The 17,880-nt window shown below is 71.6% G+C and carries 18 protein-coding genes; 14 read left to right on the forward strand and 4 right to left on the reverse strand.

The genetic code is table 11. From position 1 onward, the window contains the following. Positions 1 to 20 precede the first annotated feature (20 nt). From J2S42_RS33125 to J2S42_RS33135, 3 genes are read right to left on the reverse strand one after another with little or no spacing between them, the layout of a single operon-like run. Positions 21 to 506, reverse strand: a complete 486-nt coding sequence (locus J2S42_RS33125; RefSeq protein WP_307245564.1) for a hypothetical protein — start codon at positions 504 to 506, stop codon at positions 21 to 23. A gap of 38 nt (positions 507 to 544) precedes the next feature. Then, positions 545 to 1,285, reverse strand: a complete 741-nt coding sequence (locus J2S42_RS33130; protein WP_307245566.1) for a VOC family protein — start codon at positions 1,283 to 1,285, stop codon at positions 545 to 547. A gap of 40 nt (positions 1,286 to 1,325) precedes the next feature. Continuing rightward, the gene (locus J2S42_RS33135; RefSeq protein WP_307245568.1) at positions 1,326 to 1,583 is read right to left on the reverse strand and encodes a hypothetical protein; all 258 of its coding nucleotides are present in this window, start codon (positions 1,581 to 1,583) and stop codon (positions 1,326 to 1,328) included. A 115-nt stretch (positions 1,584 to 1,698) separates the two neighbouring features. Here J2S42_RS33135 and J2S42_RS33140 point away from each other — a divergent pair, with 115 nt between their 5' ends. Next, complete coding sequence (locus J2S42_RS33140; RefSeq protein ID WP_307245570.1) at positions 1,699 to 1,935, forward strand: hypothetical protein; 237 nt, start codon at positions 1,699 to 1,701, stop codon at positions 1,933 to 1,935. Between the two features lie 137 nt (positions 1,936 to 2,072). Then, on the forward strand, positions 2,073 to 2,465 hold the full coding sequence (locus tag J2S42_RS33145) for a nuclear transport factor 2 family protein (protein ID WP_307245572.1): 393 nt from the start codon (positions 2,073 to 2,075) through the stop codon (positions 2,463 to 2,465). 10 nt (positions 2,466 to 2,475) lie between these two features. Here the strand turns inward: J2S42_RS33145 and J2S42_RS33150 are convergent, their stop codons facing one another. Then, positions 2,476 to 3,213, reverse strand: a complete 738-nt coding sequence (locus J2S42_RS33150; RefSeq protein ID WP_307245574.1) for a GntR family transcriptional regulator — start codon at positions 3,211 to 3,213, stop codon at positions 2,476 to 2,478. Positions 3,214 to 3,344: 131 nt separating this feature from the next. Here J2S42_RS33150 and iolC point away from each other — a divergent pair, with 131 nt between their 5' ends. The 12 genes from iolC (at position 3,345) to J2S42_RS33210 (ending at position 17,880) form a co-directional block, all read left to right on the forward strand. Beyond that, complete coding sequence (gene iolC, locus J2S42_RS33155; RefSeq protein ID WP_307245576.1) at positions 3,345 to 4,292, forward strand: 5-dehydro-2-deoxygluconokinase; 948 nt, start codon at positions 3,345 to 3,347, stop codon at positions 4,290 to 4,292. Then, positions 4,285 to 5,172 carry a Cgl0159 family (beta/alpha)8-fold protein gene (locus tag J2S42_RS33160; RefSeq protein ID WP_307245577.1) on the forward strand — a complete coding sequence of 296 codons (888 nt, stop codon included), beginning with the start codon at positions 4,285 to 4,287 and terminating at the stop codon, positions 5,170 to 5,172. Before iolC ends, J2S42_RS33160 begins: the two co-directional genes overlap by 8 nt. Continuing rightward, on the forward strand, positions 5,169 to 5,990 hold the full coding sequence (gene iolB / locus J2S42_RS33165) for a 5-deoxy-glucuronate isomerase (protein ID WP_307245579.1): 822 nt from the start codon (positions 5,169 to 5,171) through the stop codon (positions 5,988 to 5,990). The genes J2S42_RS33160 and iolB overlap by 4 nt, the downstream gene beginning before the upstream one ends. After that, on the forward strand, positions 5,987 to 7,852 hold the full coding sequence (gene iolD / locus J2S42_RS33170) for a 3D-(3,5/4)-trihydroxycyclohexane-1,2-dione acylhydrolase (decyclizing) (RefSeq protein ID WP_307245581.1): 1,866 nt from the start codon (positions 5,987 to 5,989) through the stop codon (positions 7,850 to 7,852). The genes iolB and iolD overlap by 4 nt, the downstream gene beginning before the upstream one ends. Before the next feature lie 92 nt (positions 7,853 to 7,944). Continuing rightward, the gene (locus J2S42_RS33175; RefSeq protein WP_307245583.1) at positions 7,945 to 8,907 is read left to right on the forward strand and encodes a sugar ABC transporter substrate-binding protein; all 963 of its coding nucleotides are present in this window, start codon (positions 7,945 to 7,947) and stop codon (positions 8,905 to 8,907) included. Continuing rightward, complete coding sequence (locus J2S42_RS33180; RefSeq protein WP_307245585.1) at positions 8,907 to 9,956, forward strand: ABC transporter permease; 1,050 nt, start codon at positions 8,907 to 8,909, stop codon at positions 9,954 to 9,956. The genes J2S42_RS33175 and J2S42_RS33180 overlap by 1 nt, the downstream gene beginning before the upstream one ends. A 2-nt stretch (positions 9,957 to 9,958) precedes the next feature. Continuing rightward, positions 9,959 to 10,795, forward strand: coding sequence for an ATP-binding cassette domain-containing protein (locus J2S42_RS33185; RefSeq protein ID WP_307245586.1), 837 nt, complete (start codon positions 9,959 to 9,961; stop codon positions 10,793 to 10,795). 44 nt (positions 10,796 to 10,839) lie between these two features. Continuing rightward, positions 10,840 to 11,655 carry a TIM barrel protein gene (locus J2S42_RS33190; RefSeq protein WP_307245588.1) on the forward strand — a complete coding sequence of 272 codons (816 nt, stop codon included), beginning with the start codon at positions 10,840 to 10,842 and terminating at the stop codon, positions 11,653 to 11,655. Continuing rightward, positions 11,652 to 12,806, forward strand: coding sequence for a Gfo/Idh/MocA family protein (locus J2S42_RS33195; RefSeq protein ID WP_307245590.1), 1,155 nt, complete (start codon positions 11,652 to 11,654; stop codon positions 12,804 to 12,806). Before J2S42_RS33190 ends, J2S42_RS33195 begins: the two co-directional genes overlap by 4 nt. After that, a complete protein-coding gene (locus tag J2S42_RS33200) occupies positions 12,803 to 13,792 on the forward strand; it encodes a Gfo/Idh/MocA family oxidoreductase (RefSeq protein WP_307245592.1) in 990 nt (329 codons plus the stop codon). Before J2S42_RS33195 ends, J2S42_RS33200 begins: the two co-directional genes overlap by 4 nt. Positions 13,793 to 14,076: 284 nt before the next feature. Further along, the gene (locus J2S42_RS33205) at positions 14,077 to 15,426 is read left to right on the forward strand and encodes an NAD(P)/FAD-dependent oxidoreductase (RefSeq protein ID WP_307249176.1); all 1,350 of its coding nucleotides are present in this window, start codon (positions 14,077 to 14,079) and stop codon (positions 15,424 to 15,426) included. 306 nt (positions 15,427 to 15,732) lie between these two features. Continuing rightward, the gene (locus J2S42_RS33210) at positions 15,733 to 17,880 is read left to right on the forward strand and encodes a hypothetical protein (protein WP_307245594.1); all 2,148 of its coding nucleotides are present in this window, start codon (positions 15,733 to 15,735) and stop codon (positions 17,878 to 17,880) included.

Below are 17,880 nucleotides of genomic sequence, written 5' to 3' on the forward strand. Positions count from 1 at the left end.
GGTTCACGCCGATCGGTCGATCAGTCACCACCGCCACCACCGCCACCGCCACCACCGCCACCGCCGTCTCCGCCGCCGCCGTCTCCACCGCCGTCGCCGACCTCCCAGCCGCCGCCGGACGACCGCCGGCCGCGCCGGGAGAAGACCATGACCAGACCGGCGAGCACGAACAGCAGCGGTGTGCAGTAGAGGAGCAGCGTGAGCGGCTCGGCGAGCACGATCGCGGAGGTGCCGTCGACGCGCGCGGCCACCCGCTCGCCCGCGGCCAGCCCGTGGCCGCGGAGCTCACCGCGCGCCGCGGTGTCGCCGACCGTCCAGGAGGCCGCGCAGACCTGCTCCGACTCGTTCATGCCCTGCTTGCACGGCCCGTCCACGGTCACCGTGCGCTCCGCCCGGAGATACGCGGTCAGGTACGGCCAGCCGATCTGGGTGAACACGAGGGCGCCGACGGCACCGAGGGTCAGTCCCAGCAGGACCCGGACGACGGCCGACAGGAAGTTGCCCATGGGCCGCAGGCTATCGGCCACCGTCCACTTTTATCGAGCTATGTCGGTTTCGCGGTCTCGGCCGCACGCGCGTGGAACCGGTTGCCCTCCGGGTCCGCCAGCAGCCAGCCGTCCTCGTCACCGTCCGGCCCGGAGATCAGCCGCGCACCGTGCTTGAGCAGCTCGGCCGGCGTCTCGTCCCGCAGCGTGACGTGCCAGTGCAGGTGCGGGCGGACCGGGCGCGGGTCCGGCACCGGGTCGAACACCATGAAGTCCCAGGGGAACTCGGGTGCGCCGACCACCAGCACCGCCTCGCCCTCCTGCTCGATCCGGCCGCCGAGCACCGTGCCCCACCACTTCGCGAGATCGTGCGCCACCTCGCACTTCACCACCAGCTCGAAGATCCCCGGCGGCCGCTCGTCGACCGCCGGGTAGGCACAGAACTGGTTGCCCTCCGGGTCGGCCATCACGAACCACGGATCGTCGCCCGGCTTCCGCACCACGGTCGCACCGGCCTCGATCAGCTCGTCCGGCTGATCGCCGGCCAGCCGCAGATCCAGGTGCACGCGGGCGCCGTCCGGCGACAGGTCCGGCACCTGCCGCAGGCGGAGGATCTCCGCGTCCGGGCGCCGCGGTATCCGGTCGATCCGGGCCCGTCCCGGCCCTTCCGGCCGAAGTGTGCCGCCGCCCAGCGCGGCATGCCAGAACGCGGCCTGTGAGTCCAGGTTCCTGACGTCGAGTGACAACCCGTCGAACTGCACCGTCGGGTGTGTCGCCCGGAGCAAATCTTCCTTCTTCATGGCCGGGAGTTCCTCTTCGGACAGATCGGCAAACGGGGATTCACGAAAGAGTAGGCGTGGTGGGTGACTCCAGGCGATCCCGGTACCACGACTCGATCAGCGGCCAGAGGCCGGCGTCATTGTGATCGAGTGCCCGAGCGGCCCGCTCACCGCATCGTGCCGGCAGGTATTCCCACAGGTGATTGCCGTCCGCTGCCTGCACCGACCCCTTGGCCAGCAGTGGTTCGTACCGTGCGGTCCCGGCCGGTCCGGATACCGTGTAGACGCCGTTCGCGCATCGGCGTTCGAGATCCGTCATCGTCTTTCTCCTTTCCTCCCGGGCACTCGTACCCGTGGGTTCGGCGCGTTGCACCACGCTCACGGGTGATTGCACCGGCGGGTTTTGCGGCCACCGGCGCGGGTAGCGGTACGGCATGACGACAGACCCGCAGTACACCGCCGCCGGACTGGCCGCCGCCCGCGCGGCCGCGGACCGCGAGGCACTCGACGACACCCCGGACGGCGGCGAGATCGTCGGCGCCGACGACGCCCGCGCCGACGCGATTCGCGCCGGTGCCGACGACACCCTCCGCGGCGCCACCCGCGACACCGACCCCACCCCGGTCGGCCGCGCCGACGCCGCCGCCGACCGCGATCGGGCGGCCGGCTGACCGTCCCCTCCGAAGGCGTGGCCGTGGTCCGGGTGGGGCGCCCGGGCCGCGGCCATTTCCATGCCGACAGCCGGAAACGGCCAGATATCGGCATTGGTGCCGATGCGCGGCCGGCGGCGATCGACGATCATGTCCGGATGACCGTCGTCTCCCCGCACCCGAACGCGGAACTGCTCCGGCTCCTCTACACCGACTTCAGCCAGATCCACCGGTACGCGGCGCCGGACGTCCGGCTCCATCCGGCCGACCGCACACCGGGCACGGTGCCGCTGGTGGGCGTGGCAGCCTTCCTGAGCCGGGAGAAGGCGCTGGTCGACGCGACCCGCGGCACGCTTTTCATGGACGTGGAGTCGGTGTACGCCAACGACTTCTACGGCACGGTGATCGGCACGCTGCGCGCCACCGTCGACGGCGAGATCGCGATGCCGTTCTGCGGCCTGTGGCGGTTCGCCGACGGCCGGATCGTCGAGCACTGGCAGAACGCCTACGACGCTCCCGCACTGGTGCGCGCGCTCAACGGGGAGTGGTAGCCGCCGTTGATCAGCGGGTGTAGACGGTGACGTCGATGGCGTAGTGGTCGGCGCGGTACAGGTTGTCGGCGAATTCCACCGGGGAGCCGGCGGCGTCGAACGCGGTGCGCTGCATGCTGATCAGCGGGGCGCCGTGGCCGATGTCGAGCAGGCGGGCCTGGGCCGCGGTGGCCGCGCGGGCGGTGATCCGCTGCGTGGCCACCGCGGGCCGGCCGCCGCGCTCGCCGAGCAGGTGGTAGAGGCCGTGGGCCGCGAGGTCGGCGGCGGTCACGGCGCCGAACCGGGGCGGCAGCCAGTTGCGGAGGATGGCGAGCGGCTCGCCGTCGGCATAGCGCAGCCGCTCGCAGTGGACCAGTCGCTCGCCGTCGGGTAGGCCGAGCATGCGGCTGGCGTGCCGGTCGACGGCGCCGGGGTCGAAGCCGAGCACCCGGGTGGTCGGGTGCCGGCCGGCCGCGGTGAGGTCGTCGTGCAGGCTGGTGAGCGCGACCCGGCGGCGGACCTGGACGTCGTTGACCCGGGTGCCGGCGCCGCGTTTGCGGGTGAGCAGGCCGTCCGCGACCAGTTCCTCGATCGCGCGGCGCATGGTGGGCCGGGAGACGCCGAGCGACGAGGCGAACGAGACCTCGTCCGGCAGGCGTTCGCCGGGAGCCAGCAGGCCGTTCTCGATAGCGTCGACCAGAGCGGTGCTGACCTGCAGATACAGCGGTTCGGACGCGGTGCGGTCGAGGTCGATGGACGGGAGTGGCACGCGATCACCCCGGACAAGCGAGCGTGTTTGTCAGGACAAAGTATTGACCGGGGGGCAGGGTGAGCGGAAGCTCGCGGAACAGAAACGTTCCCGACACCTGAGCGCAATCCATCGGGGAGGATTCGTACCTTATGGCCGGGTTTGAGGTTGTCACGATGGGGCGCGTCGGCGTCGACATCTACCCGCTGCAGACCGGGGTCGGGCTGGAGGACGTCGAGACGTTCGGGAAGTTCCTCGGTGGCAGCGCGACGAACGTGGCGGTGGCGGCGGCGCGGCACGGGCGGCGGACCGCGGTGATCACCCGGGTCGGGCCGGACCCGTTCGGGCGCTACGTGCGGCGGACGCTGACCGAGCTGGGCGTGGACAACCGCTTCGTGACCGAGGTCGAGGGCCTGGCCACGCCGGTGACGTTCTGCGAGATCTTCCCGCCGGACGACTTCCCGCTCTACTTCTACCGCCAGCCGATCGCCCCCGATCTGGTGATGAAGCCGGAAGAGCTGGACCAGGAAACCATAAAAGCGGCAAGCCTCTTCTGGTGTACGGTGACCGGCCTCTCCAGGGAACCGAGCCGCGCAGCCCACCACGCGGCATGGGAAGCCCGGGAGAAGAGGAGCCACACCGTCCTGGACCTCGACTACCGGCCGATGTTCTGGGACTCACCCGCCGAAGCACGAAGTGAGATCGAGAAGGCGCTGCCGCACGTCACCGTCGCGGTCGGCAATCTCACCGAGTGCACCGTCGCCACCGGCGAGACCGACCCGGAGAAGGCCGCCGACGCGCTGCTGAGGACCGGCGTCGAGCTGGCGATCGTCAAGCTCGGCCCCGACGGCGTGCTGGCCAGGACGCACACCGGGTCGGTACGCGTCCCGAGCACCCCGGTCGACGTGGTCAACGGCCTCGGCGCCGGTGACGGGTTCGGCGGCGCGCTCTGCCACGGCCTCCTGAACGACTGGCCGTTGACCAGACTGATCAGTTTCGCGAACACCGCCGGTGCGATCGTCGCCGGCCGGCTGGAGTGCTCCACCGCGATGCCCACCACCGCCGAGGTCGAACGCGCGCTGGAGGCCGGCCGTGCCTGACTTCGACAAGCTGCGCGAACTGCGCGCCACCCGCCCGGAGGCGATCGCGGAAGCGGCCGCGAACCGGCGCAGGGGCTCGCTGCACACGCCGGACGGCCGCCTCATGCTGGTGGCCGCGGACCACCCGGCCCGGGGCGCGCTCGCGGTCCGCGGCGACCGCACCGCGATGGCCGACCGGTACACGCTGCTGACCCGCCTGATGACGGCGCTGGACCGCCCCGGCGTGGACGGCGTGCTCGGCACCGCGGACGTGCTGGAGGACCTGCTGCTGCTCGGCGCGCTGGACGGCAAGGTCGCGATCGGCTCGATGAACCGCGGCGGCCTGGCCGGTGCGGTCTTCGAGCTGGACGACCGGTTCACCGGCTACGACGCCGAGTCGGTGGCGCGGATGGGCTTCGACGGCGGCAAGATGCTGGTCCGGATCGATCCCGGGGACCCGGCCACGGTACGCACGCTGGAGTCCGCCGCGACGGCGGTCGACGCGCTCGCACTGCACGGCAGGATGGCCATGGTCGAGCCGTTCCTGTCCCACCGCACCGACGGGAAGGTGCGCAACGACCTGAGCACCGAGGCCGTGATCAAGTCGGTGGCGATCGCATCCGGGCTCGGCGGCACCAGCGCGTACACCTGGCTGAAGCTCCCGGTCGTCGACGACATGGCGGCCGTGATGTCCGCGACCACGCTGCCCACGCTGCTGCTCGGCGGCGACCCGTCCGGCAGCCTGGAGGAGACCTACGCGCGCTGGGGCCGCGCCCTGGCCGCGCCCGGCGTGCGCGGGCTGATGGTCGGCCGAGCGCTGCTCTACCCGCCGGACGGCGACGTGGAGTCCGCCGTCGACACGGCGGTCTCGCTGGTCCACGGCCGGGGGGTGCGGGCATGACCGTGATCACCGACCTGACGCCGCAGCACGCCGGCTGGACCTACTCCGGGCTGCGGATCATCGCGCTGGAGCCGGGGGAGACCTACACCACGGACACCGGCGACACCGAGGTGATCGTGGTCCCGCTGAGTGGGGGATGCGAGGTGTCCACCGGCGCCGGCGACCGGGCGACCCTCGCCGGACGCGCGAGCGTGTTCGACGGCCCGACCGACGTCGTCTATGTCCCCATCGGCACGACGCTGACGATTGTCGCCACCGGCCAGCTCAAACTTGCGATCACCTCCGCGAGAGCCACGAACCCCAAGCCCTTCCGGTACGTGCCGGTGGCGGCCGTCCCGGTCGAGCTGCGCGGCGCCGGGAACTGTTCCCGGCAGGTGCACAACTTCGGCGTCCCGGACGTGCTGGACGCGGACCGGATCATCGCGTGCGAGGTGCTCACCCCCGGCGGCAACTGGTCGTCCTACCCGCCGCACAAGCACGACGAGGAGCGCGACGGCGAGTCCGTCCTCGAGGAGATCTACTACTTCGAGGTGGCCGGCGGCGGCCCCGGCTACCAGCGCGTCTACGGCACGCCGGAGCGCCCGATCGACGTCACCACCGAGGTCCGCAGCGGCGAGATCGTGCTGGTCCCGTACGGCTGGCACGGCCCGTCGATGGCCGCGCCCGGCTACGACCTGTACTACCTGAACGTGATGGCCGGGCCGGGCGCCCGCGCCTGGCTGATCCGCGACGACCCGGAGCACGCCTGGATCCGCGGCACCTGGGCGGACCAGGAGATCGACCCGCGACTGCCCTTCGGGAAGGGGAACCCGGCATGAGACTGACCGTGGGACAGGCGACCGTGCGGTTCCTGGCCGCGCAGCGCACCGAGCGGGACGGTGCCGAGCACCGGCTGATCGACGGCTGGTTCGGCATCTTCGGGCACGGCAACGTGGCCGGGCTGGGCCAGGCGCTGCTGGAGGCGGAGCTGACCGATCCGGGCGCGGCACCGTACCGGCAGGCCCGCAACGAGCAGGGCATGGTGCACGCCGCGGCCGGGTTCGCCCGGATGCGCAACCGGATGTCGACGCTGGCCTGCACCTCGTCGATCGGCCCGGGTGCCACGAACATGGTGACCGGCGCGGCGCTGGCCACGGTGAACCGGCTGCCGGTGCTGCTGTTCCCGGGCGACGTGTTCGCCACCCGGGTCGCGGACCCGGTGTTGCAGCAGCTGGAGGACCCGCGGGCCGGGGACGTCTCGGTCAACGACACGTTCCGGCCGGTGAGCCGCTACTTCGACCGGGTGTGGCGGCCGGAGCAGCTGCCGTCCGCGCTGCTCAACGCGGCGCGGGTGCTGACCGACCCGGTGGAGACCGGCGCGGTCACGATCGCGCTGCCGCAGGACGTGCAGGCGGAGGCGTACGACTGGCCGGACGAGCTGTTCGCGCCGCGCGTCTGGCACATCCCGCGCCCGGTGCCGGAGCCGGCGGCGCTGAGCCGGGCGCTGGACGTGATCAGAACCGCGCGGAAGCCGCTGATCATCGCGGGCGGCGGCGTCATCTACTCCGAGGCGACCGACGCGCTCAGGACCTTCGCGGAAGCGACCGGCGTCCCGGTGGCGGAGACGCAGGCCGGTAAGGGCTCGCTGTCCTACGACCACCCGCTCAGCCTCGGCGCGGTCGGCGCGACCGGTACCACGGCCGCGAACGAGTTCGCCCGCGAGGCCGACGTGGTGATCGGCATCGGCACCCGCTACAGCGACTTCACCACCGCGTCCCGCACGGCGTTCGCCGCGGAGGATGTCCGGTTCGTCAACATCAACGTCGCGGCGTTCGATGCCGCCAAGCACGCCGGCGCCATGGTGGTCGCGGACGCCCGCGTCGCACTGGAGCAGCTGACGGAAGCACTGGCCGGATACCGGACGGACGACGCGTACCGGGAGAAGGCGGGCCGGCTCGCGGCCGAGTGGGACGCGACCGTGGAGCGCGCCTACCGCCTGGAGCACAAGCCGCTGCCGGCGCAGACCGAGGTGATCGGCGCGGTCAACGACGCGGCCGAGCCGCGCGACGTGGTCGTCTGCGCCGCCGGTTCGATGCCCGGTGACCTGCACAAACTGTGGCGCACCCGGGATCCCAAGGGCTACCACGTGGAGTACGGCTACTCGTGCATGGGCTACGAGATCGCCGGTGGCCTGGGCGTGAAGCTGGCCGCGCCGGACCGGGAGGTGTTCGTCCTGGTCGGCGACGGCTCGTACCTGATGATGTCGCAGGAACTGGTCACCGCGGTCCAGGAGCGGATCAAGCTGATCGTGGTGCTGGTGCAGAACCACGGCTACGCCTCGATCGGCCGGCTCTCCGAGTCGGTCGGCGCGCAGCGGTTCGGCACCGCCTACCGGTTCCGCGACGACGAGGGCCGACTGGCCGGTGACACGCTCCCGGTCGACCTGGCCGCGAACGCCCGCAGCCTCGGCGCCGAGGTGATCCGCGCCACCACCGTCGGTGAGCTGACCGACGCGCTGGCCGCCGCACGCAAGGCGGAAGGCGTCATCGTGGTGCATGTCGACGCAGATCCGTACCAGGATTCTCCCGGAAGTGGATCGTGGTGGGACGTGCCGGTCGCGGCCTCATCTACCTTGAACACCGTGCGCGACGCGAACGCACGGTATCGGGAGGGCAAACGCGCCCAGAAGCACTACCTGTAACCGTGTGAACGCGGAGGGCACACCGCGTATTGCGCGCTGTATTCCTGAAAGGACTCTCGGTAATGAAGTCTCTTTATCGGGTCGGGGCCTCCGTGGCTGCCCTGGCCCTCCTCGTGACCGCCGCCGCCTGTTCGAGCGAGAACGCGGTAAATCGTGACGACGATGACACCTCCGGCGGCAAGGGCGGTGGCACCTACGGCCTGAAGATCGCGGTCGTCACGCACGGCGCGGCCGGCGACGCGTTCTGGAGCATCGTCAAGAACGGCGTCGAGAAGGCCGGCACCGACCTCGGCGACACCGTCCAGTACAGCAGCGACGGCGACCCGCAGAAGCAGGCGCAGCTGATCGACGCGGCCGTGAACCAGAAGGTCGACGGCCTGGTCGTGTCGATGGCGAACCCGGACGCGCTGAAGGCGTCCGTGGAGAAGGCGGTGGCGGCCGGCATCCCGGTGATCACCATCAACTCCGGCGCGTCCCGCTCGAAGGAGTTCGGCGCGCTCACCCACATCGGCCAGGACGAGAAGGTCGCCGGTGAGGCGGTCGGCACGGAGCTTGCGAACCAGGGCGTCAAGAACGTCGTCTGCGTGATCCACGAGGCCGGCAACGTGGGCCTCGAGGAGCGCTGCGCCGCGGTCGGCGCCACGCTCGGCGGCCAGATCCAGAACCTCCAGGTGGACATCAACAACCTCCAGGCCGCGCAGTCGACGATCAAGGCGAAGCTGCAGTCGGACACCGCGATCGACGGCGTCGTCACGCTCGGCGGCCCGGTCGCGAACGTGGCCGCCGCCGGTATCGCCGAGGCCGCGTCGCCGGCCAAGCTCGCCACGTTCGACCTCAACGCGGAGGTCGCCAAGGGCGTGCAGGACGGCAAGATCCTGTTCGCGGTCGACCAGCAGCCCTACCTCCAGGGCTACATGGCGGTCACCATGCTCACCCAGTACAAGGCGAACCTGAACGTGCTCGGCGGCGGCCAGCAGGTGCTCACCGGCCCCGCGCTGGTCACCAAGGAGAACGCGGCGCAGGTCGCCGAGCTGGCCGCGGCCGGAACCCGCTGATGACCAGCGCCGTTGCGGCAACCGAGGCGGGCGACGAACGCGTCGCCCGCGTCGGGCCGCTCACCCGCCTGCTGCTCAAGCCGGAACTGGGCGCGCTGATCGGCGCGGTGCTGGTCTTCGCGTTCTTCGCGCTGCTCTCCGACGTGTTCCGGTCGGCCAGCGGCGTGGCGAACTGGCTCGACCCGGCGTCCACGCTCGGCATCATGGCGGTCGCGGTGGCGCTGCTGATGATCGGCGGGCACTTCGACCTGTCCGCCGGCGTGCAGACCGGCACGGCCGCGATCACCGGCGGCATCCTGACCACGTACTACGGCGTGAACACCTGGGTCGCGCTGCTGCTGTCGCTGGCACTGTGCCTGGCGATCGGCTTCGTCAACGGCTACCTGGTGGTGCGCACGAAGCTGCCCAGCTTCATCATCACGCTCGGCACGTTCCTGATGCTCCAGGGCCTGAACCTGGGCGTGACGAAGCTGGTCACCAACACCGTCCAGGTCAACAACTTCGACAAGATCCAGGGGTACGGCGTCCTCAAGACGATCTTCGCCAGTGAGATCACCATCGCGGGCGCGCCGTTCCAGATCGCCATCGTCTGGTGGGTGCTCGCCACGATCCTCGGGTCGTGGGTCCTGCTGCGTACCCGGTTCGGGAACTGGATCTTCGCGGTCGGCGGTGACCTGACCGCGGCCCGCAACGTCGGCGTGCCGGTGCAGCGCACCACGATCGCGCTGTTCATGACCACGTCGTTCGCCGCCTGGTTCGTCGGCACCACGCAGATCGTCCGGCTCACCTCGATCCAGGCACAGGCCGGCTTCGGCCAGGAGCTGATCTACATCGTGGCCGCGGTGATCGGCGGATGCCTGCTGACCGGCGGTTTCGGCTCCGCGGTCGGCGCGTCGATCGGCGCGCTGATCTTCGGCATGACGTCGCAGGGCATCGTCTACGCCGGCTGGGACGCGGACTGGTTCAAGTTCTTCCTCGGCGCGATGCTGCTGCTCGCCGTGCTGGCCAACCAGTACATCCGCCGCTTCGCCGAACAGTCGCGGAGGTAGCGATGTCTTCCGGTAAGGGCGCTCCGCTCCTGGAGATCAAGAACGTCGCCAAGACGTTCGGCACGGTCATCTCGCTGGCCGGCGTCTCCACCACGGTACGGGCCGGCGAGGTCACCTGCGTGCTCGGCGACAACGGCGCCGGCAAGTCCACGCTCATCAAGATTCTGTCCGGCGTGCACCGGCCGGACGGCGGCGAGCTGCTGATGAACGGCGCCCCGGTGTCGCTGTCCAACCCGCGCGCGGCGCTGGACGCCGGGATCGCCACGGTCTACCAGGACCTGGCGATGGTGCCGCTGATGGCGATCTGGCGGAACTTCTTCCTCGGCTCCGAGCCGACGAAGGGGTGGGGGCCGTTCCGGCGGTTCGACCGGCAGAAGGCCGTCGAGATCACCCGGCGCGAGCTGAGCTCGATGGGCATCGACATCCGCGACCCGGAGCAGCCGGTCGGCACGCTCTCCGGCGGCGAGCGGCAGTCGGTGGCGATCGCGCGTGCGGTGTACTTCGGCGCGAAGCTGCTGATCCTGGACGAGCCCACGTCGGCGCTGGGCGTGAAGCAGGCCGGTGTCGTGCTGCGCTACATCGCGGCCGCACGCGACCGTGGGCTGGGGGTCGTCTTCATCACCCACAACCCGCACCACGCGTACCCCATCGGTGATCGCTTTCTGCTCCTGAACCGGGGCCGGAGCCTGGGTGACCTGGCGAAGTCCGAGATCTCCCTGGCCGAGCTGACCCGGCTGATGGCCGGTGGTGCCGAGCTGGAGGAGCTGGCCCACGAGCTGGAGCGCGATCCGTCCACCAGTGACACGGCGCGCCTGTACCAGGAGGAGGCGAAGGGATGACCGCAGCGGCGGAACGAATCGGTGGTGCACCGATTTCCTGGGGTGTGTGTGAAGCACCGGGCTGGGGGCTGGAACTGCCCGCGGACCGGGTGCTGTCCGAGATGAGTTCGCTGGGCCTCGCGGCCACCGAGCTGGGGCCGACCGGATACCTGGGCAAGGACGCCGCGGACGTGCGTGCGCTGCTGGACCGCAGCGGCCTGCGCCTGATCGGCGGGTTCCTGCCGGTGCCCATGCACATCGCCACCGCCGCGGACCTGGACGAGGCTGCGACCGCGATGGACACGCTGGCCGCGGCCGGTGCGTCCGTGGTCGTCCTCGCCGCCCGCTCCGCCGACGGCAGCTACGACCACGCGGTCACGCTGACCGAGACCGAGTGGCAGACGCTGTTCGCCACGCTCACCACGCTCCAGGCGATGGCGCGCGAGCGTGGCCTGCTGCCGGCGCTGCACCCGCACGTCGGCACCGCGATCGAGTCCCGGGACGCGGTGCTGCGCCTGCTGGCCGGCAGCGACGTGCCGATCTGCCTGGACACCGGCCACCTGCTGCTCGGCGGCATGCGGCCGGCGGAGCTGATCGCGCTGGCCGCGGACCGGATCGCGCACGTCCACCTCAAGGACGTGGACACCTCGGTCGCCGGCCGGGGCCTGCCCTACATCGACGCGGTCCGGTCCGGGCTCTACCGGCCGCTCGGCGACGGTGACCTGGACATACCCGGGATCGTCCGGAGCCTGGAGGCCGTAGGCTACCGCGGCTGGTACGTACTGGAACAGGACTGCGCGCTGCACGACGTACCGCCGGTGGGCGAGGGCCCGATCGACGACGTGCGGCGCAGCGTGAACTACCTGAAGGAGAACGTGTGACCGCGTCCGACCGGATCGGCGTCGGCGTGGTGGGTTTCGGCTGGATGGGCGAGGTGCACGCCCGCTCCTACCAGCGAGTCCGCCACCACTTCCCGGATCTGCCGCTGATCCCGTCGCTCGTCGCGGTGGCGGATCCGGCGCCGGGCCGGGCCGCGGCCGCCGCCGCGCAGTACGGCTTCGCGTCTTTTGATGCGGACTGGCGCGCGTTGGTCGCGGACGACCGGATCGGTGCCATCAGCGTGACCGCGCCGAACTTCCTGCACCGCGAGATCGGCACCGCGGTCGTCGCGGCCGGCAAGCACCTGTGGATCGAGAAGCCGGTCGGGGTGAACGCCGCCGACACCCGCGCGGTCTTCGATGCTGCTTCTGCGGCCGGTGTGCAGAGCACGGTGGGGTTCAACTACCGGGCCGCGCCCGCGGTCGCGCACGCCCGCGAGCTGATCGCGGCCGGGGAGATCGGCACGGTCACCAACGCGCGGATCCGGTTCTTCAGCGACTACGCGGCGCACCCGGACGGCGGGCTGTCCTGGCGGTTCACCCGCGCGTCCGGCGGCAACGGCGTGCTCGGCGACCTCGCCTCGCACGCGGTCGACCTGGGCCGGTATCTGCTGGGGGACCTCTCGTCGCTGGTCGCGGACACCTCCGTGATCATCCCGTCGCGGCCTGCCGTCTCCGGCGCCGGCAGCCACTTCTCCCGCGCGGACGGCCCGCCCGGCGACGTGGAGAACGAGGACTACGTCTCCGCGCTGCTCCGGTTCGCCTCCGGGGCCCGCGGGGTGCTGGAGGCGAGCCGGGTCGCGGTCGGCGAGCAGAACACGTACGGCTTCGAGATCCACGGCACCACCGGCGCGCTGTCCTGGGACTTCCGCCGGATGGGCGAGCTCGCGCTGAGTACCGGCGCGGACTATCAGGACCAGAGCTACAAGACGATCTACGCGACGGCCGGGCACGGCGACCTGCGCGCGTTCCAGCCCGGCGCCGGCATCCCGATGGGGTACGACGACCTGAAGGTGATCGAGGCGGCCGGTTTCCTCACCTCGATCGCGACCGGCAAGCCGCACGGGCCCACGCTCGACGACGCGCTCGCCGCCGCCACCGCGCTCGACGCCATGTCCGAGTCCGTCCGTACCGGAAAGTGGGTTTCGCTGTGAAGCGAGTCGGCATCATCGGCACCGGGATCATGGGCACCGATCACGCCCGGCTGCTCACCTCGTCCGTCTCCGGCGCACGTGTGGCCGGCGTCCACGACCTCGACCCGGTGCGGGCCGCCGAGGTCGCGCTGGCCAGCGGCGGTGCCCGGGTGTTCGGCAACCCGTACGAGCTGATCGTCGACGACGACATCGACGCGGTGCTGGTCGCGTCGTCCGACGACACCCACGAGGAGTACGTGCTGGCCTGCATCAACGCGGGCAAGCCGGTGCTCTGCGAGAAGCCGCTGGCACCCACGGTCGAGGCGTGCGGGCGCATCCTGGACGCCGAGGACAAGTCCGGTACCCGCCTGGTCTCGGTCGGCTTCATGCGCCGCTTCGACCCCGGCTACACGCAGATGAAGCGCATGCTCCAGCTCGGCGAGATCGGCGCGCCGCTGATCCTGCACTGCGTGCACCGCAACCCGGCCGCGGTCCCCGGCCTGCCCGGCGCCGCGGTGATCACCAACTCGGCCGTGCACGAGCTGGACATCACCCGGTGGCTCCTGGACGAGGAGATCATCGAGGTCTCCGTGCACGCGCCGCGCGCGACCAGCCACGGCGGCGGCACGCCGGACCCGCAGATCCTGCTGCTGCGCACCGCGTCCGGCGCGGTCGCGGACGTCGAGGTCTTCGTCAACGCCCGGTACGGCTACGACGTGCGCGCCGAACTCGTCGGCGAACTGGGCACGGTCACGCTGGACGGCCCGCCGCCCACGGTGCTGCGCCGCTCCGGCATGGACGGCCGTGCACTGCCGGCCGACTGGCGCCCGCGCTTCGCCGAGGCGTACCGCCTGGAGCTGCAGGACTGGGTGGACGGCACCGGCGGCGCAGCCACCGCGTGGGACGGCTTCGCCGCCACGTTCGTCGCCCAGGCGTGCGTGCGCGCGCTGGAGACGGGCACCGCGCAGCCGGTCGCGCTGCCACCGATGCCGGAGCTGTACCGCTGATCGCCGCGCCGGCGGTCCCGCGCCCGCGACGGGACCGGGCCGGCCGGCCGTGGTCCACCCGGATCACGGTGTGGCGTCACGGCGATCATCCGATCGACATCCCTCGGTGGACCGGGCGCGGGGCGGGCGTATCGTCCGGCGCGACGTTCGTCCACCGGCATAGGGAACAGATCCGTCATGAAGTACCGCACGGGCCCGCACGGCGCGGGCACGACTCGCCATGTCGCAGGACCCGGGGCGTTGCCGTCCCGGGCGTGTCCGGCTCCCACCCGTGGGAGGGCCTGATGGACTACCGCGACGTCTCGTTCTGGATGGCCACGTCCGGTGACGACCTGACGCCTCGTCCCGCGCTGCCCGGGGACCGCGACGTGGACGTCGCGATCGTCGGCGCCGGTTACACCGGCCTGTGGACCGCGTACTACCTGGCTGCCGCCGACCCGTCGCTGCGGATCGCGGTGCTGGAGAAGGACATCGCCGGGTACGGCGCGTCCGGCCGCAACGGTGGCTGGTGCTCCTCGCTGTTCTCCCTCACCCCCGCCGGGGTCGCGCGCCGGCACGGTCAGGACGGTGCCGACGCGTTGCAGCGGGCACTGGAGGCCACCGTGGACGAGGTGGGCCGGGTCATCGGCGTGGAGGGCATCGACTGTCACTGGACCAAGGGCGGCAGCGTCACGCTCGCCCGCACGCCGGCCCAGCTGGCGCGGGCTCGCGCGGCGGCCGGTCCCGGCTCCGGGCTGCAGCTGCTGGACGCCGGCGAGGCGTCCGCCCGCTGCGGTGCGTCCGGTGTGCTCGGCGGGGTCTGGACGCCGCACTGCGCGGTCGTGCAGCCGGCTCGGCTGGTCCGCGGCCTGGCCCGGGCGGTGGAACGGCGAGGTGTCACGATCTACGAGCGCACCCCGGTCACGTCACTGCCGCCCGGGGCCGCGGTGACGCCGCACGGGCGGGTGCGTGCCGACGTGGTGGTGCGGGCCACCGAGGGATACACGGCCGCGCTGCCGGGCGGGCGGCGGGCACTGGTGCCACTGCACTCGCTGATGTTCGTCACCGAACCACTGCCGGCCTCGTTCTGGGCGCGCGCCGGGTTGGCCGGACGCGAGACGTTCACCGACTTCCGGCACATGGTCATCTACGGTCAGCGGACCGCGGACGACCGGCTGGCGTTCGGTGGGCGCGGCGCACCGTACCGCTTCGGCTCGACGGTGCCGCCCGCGTTCGACCGGGACCCGCGCGTGCTCGCCGCGCACCGGGCCGCACTCGTCGACCTCTTCCCCACGCTGCCGGACGACGTACGGATCTCCCACGTGTGGGGCGGCCCGATGGGCATCCCCGCCGACTGGCACGCATCCGTCGGCCGGGACGGCGCGTTCGCCTGGGCCGGCGGATACGTCGGGGACGGCGTGGGGGCCAGCAACCTCGCGGGACGCACCCTCGCCGACCTGATCCGGGGCGAGTCCACCGACCTCACCCGGCTGCCCTGGGTCGGCCACCGGTCCCCGCGCTGGGTGCCCGAACCGTTGCGCTGGCTGGGCATCACCGCCGGCCTGGGACTGATCGGCCGGCTGGACGCGGCCGAGGCCCGCTCCGGCCGGACGTCCCGTGGTGCCGCGATCCTGGGCCGCCTGCTCGGCGAATGAACCGCCTCGTCCGCCGGCCGGGTGGACTGCCCGCGCGGAGGCTCGCCAAGCGGTCCACAGTGGAGGTGAGTGGGCCGGGGCCGTGGTGCGACGCCGCGTCTGGGTACGTTTCCGGACCGTCTAGGTATGCCTATTCGTCTGTGCTGTCTCAGGCCCGTGACCACCGTTTTCGCGCCGGAGCCGGTGATGTGACGGCCCTCGGCCGTCGGGCACGATCAACCGCGGTGAACCACGCAGGTGTGCGCGCCGTCAGTCGTGGGTCGTCGCCCCATGTCCCGGCGCTCACCGCTGACCCGGAGGTTCTTCATGACGCTGCCGCTGTCTCAGCGCACCATGGACGCGATCTGCCTCGAGCACGTCCTCCCGACCGCGGGCGGAAACTACGTGTTCAACGCGCCGACGTCGAGCCTCGGACGAGATCGGCTGCTGCGGGCGACGAAGAACCAGCCGACGGTCAAGGGTTACTCCACCGTGTCGTTCGGCCTCAACATCGGCGACGCGCTGCGGAATACGAGCCCGGCCACGGAGATCGCCGAGGACGGCGTTCCCCGTCCGAGCGGCAAGGTCACCGCGGAGGAGACCCGGGCGCGTAACCTGGCCGGCCAGTACTTCCGGGGTCTGCCGCCCGAGGTGATGGACCTGATGGTTCTCCGGATCCCGCTCGACGCCGAAGACCCGGCCAGGTTCAGCGTGGACATGCTCGGAGCCCGCGCCGACATGACCGGGGTCCGGGAGGACATGCTGGTCGAGCGGCTGACCGATGCACCGATCACCATCAACCCGAACCGGGTGGTCTACGTCGACGAGACGGGCAACCCCGTCGATCGGGCGAGCGCGCTGGTGGCCTGGGTGGCGGCGGAGGATCCCTGGCACTCGGAGCCGTACGCCACTGCGGACCCGGACGTGCTGGCGGAGGCGCTGAAGAGCGGCTATCCGAGCGCCGCCCGGATCGTCTTCGACCCGGACGGCCGGGTGCAGCTCGGTATGCCCGAGGCGCTGACCCGGTATGTGCACCGGACGGCGCCCGGCGCCGGTGCCTTCAGCGGGCCGGCGAGCTTCGGGAACTACGGTGACCTGCTCGCGCACCTGGCCCGCCATGAGCAGCAGGCACGGATCGAGGTGCGCGCACTCGGCGCGGACACCGTTGAGGTGTTCCGGGCGGCCCACGACGAGTTCGGCACGCGATTCACCGACTGGCACACCGGGGATTTCGCGCGCTTCCCGGCCTGGACGGACAGCATCCAGATCACCGAGGTTCCGGCGGAGATGTCCCCGGCCGAGGCCCAGGCCGGCCCGGCCACCTCGCACGCCGAAGCCGGCGCGGAGCCAATGCCGATCACCCGGCCGCCGGGTGTCGCGACGTACCGCAGTTTCGGCCCGGGCGGCCGGCTGTCCGTCGACGTGGTCGGATCGTCGCAGACCCTGCCGGACGGACTGCTCGATCACGTCGCCGCGCTGGCCGAGGATCACGGCACGTCCGTCGTGGTCATCGGCAAGCCCGCGGGGAAGGTGGAGGGCGGCCGCCACCGGGCCGGCGTGGAGTTCCTGCTGTTCCAGCACGCGCAGCATGCCCTTCGTGGGCAGGAACCGGGGCCGATGCCGGTTGTCGTCGACTTCGGCAGCGGCAGTGCCGATCTCGGTGCATCGGCCGCACGCCTGGGCGCTCCGGTGCTTCGCTGGGCACCGGGCGCCGGGCTCGACTTCGGGTTCTCCTGGCGGACCGTCGGCTCTGACGGGGCCAGTGTCGGGCAACCGCAGAAGACCATCACCCAGGCCGCGTTCACCGGTGCCGGGGAGCTGAGCCGGGCGAAGCCGGAAGCACAGGTCGATGCGACGCTCGCGGCGTACCTGTCGACCGGGCTTGAGGACGTCTCGGCGCTCACGACGATGCTCGAGACGAACGGCAGCGCCCTCAAGACGCTCCGGCCGGTGATCGACGCCCTCCCGGTGAGCTCGGGATTGTTCGCCGCGCACGCCAAACTGCTCGACCTGTTCGGCCGGCCGGACGAGGACCCGCTGCCAGGGCTCCCGGCGGGAGTCGACGCGACCAGGTACCGGCAGGTCGTGTTCGACACGGCCGTCGACTACCTGAACCGGGTCAAGGGCGGCGCCGTCGAGGCGGTGCCGGACGTCATGCGGCTCGTCGCGCTCGGCCCGGTCGCCGCCCCCGCCGCGGTCGCCGACCTGTCCGACATCACTCTCGGCACGATGGACGACGGCGCCTCCCGAAGCATTCTCGACGCCGTCATCAAGGGGCTTCAGGGCGGTGAGAACTGGGACGCCCGGATGAAGAAGGAGATCTTCGATCACAAGGACTACCTGCCGGAGAGGGGCGGTCGCGTCAACTACGTCCGCCAGCTGACGCAGTGGGCGGCGCAGTTGGAGCAGCGTGCGGACAACGATCACTTCCAGGCGGTGCTCAACGCCGCCGCACTTTACGTGACGACCTGTTAG

This window comes from Catenuloplanes indicus (assembly GCF_030813715.1).
In the GTDB taxonomy this organism is placed as follows: Bacteria; Actinomycetota; Actinomycetes; order Mycobacteriales; family Micromonosporaceae; genus Catenuloplanes; species Catenuloplanes indicus.

Bases quoted from the DNA above. Each gene is read 5' to 3' on its own strand.
- J2S42_RS33125 (WP_307245564.1), bottom strand. From the start codon at position 506: ATGGGCAACTTCCTGTCGGCCGTCGTCCGGGTCCTGCTGGGACTGACC.
- J2S42_RS33130 (WP_307245566.1), bottom strand. From the start codon at position 1,285: ATGAAGAAGGAAGATTTGCTCCGGGCGACACACCCGACGGTGCAGTTC.
- J2S42_RS33135 (WP_307245568.1), bottom strand. From the start codon at position 1,583: ATGACGGATCTCGAACGCCGATGCGCGAACGGCGTCTACACGGTATCC.
- J2S42_RS33140 (WP_307245570.1), top strand. From the start codon at position 1,699: ATGACGACAGACCCGCAGTACACCGCCGCCGGACTGGCCGCCGCCCGC.
- J2S42_RS33145 (WP_307245572.1), top strand. From the start codon at position 2,073: ATGACCGTCGTCTCCCCGCACCCGAACGCGGAACTGCTCCGGCTCCTC.
- iolC (WP_307245576.1), top strand. From the start codon at position 3,345: ATGGCCGGGTTTGAGGTTGTCACGATGGGGCGCGTCGGCGTCGACATC.
- iolB (WP_307245579.1), top strand. From the start codon at position 5,169: ATGACCGTGATCACCGACCTGACGCCGCAGCACGCCGGCTGGACCTAC.
- iolD (WP_307245581.1), top strand. From the start codon at position 5,987: ATGAGACTGACCGTGGGACAGGCGACCGTGCGGTTCCTGGCCGCGCAG.
- J2S42_RS33180 (WP_307245585.1), top strand. From the start codon at position 8,907: ATGACCAGCGCCGTTGCGGCAACCGAGGCGGGCGACGAACGCGTCGCC.
- J2S42_RS33185 (WP_307245586.1), top strand. From the start codon at position 9,959: ATGTCTTCCGGTAAGGGCGCTCCGCTCCTGGAGATCAAGAACGTCGCC.
- J2S42_RS33205 (WP_307249176.1), top strand. From the start codon at position 14,077: ATGGACTACCGCGACGTCTCGTTCTGGATGGCCACGTCCGGTGACGAC.
- J2S42_RS33210 (WP_307245594.1), top strand. From the start codon at position 15,733: ATGACGCTGCCGCTGTCTCAGCGCACCATGGACGCGATCTGCCTCGAG.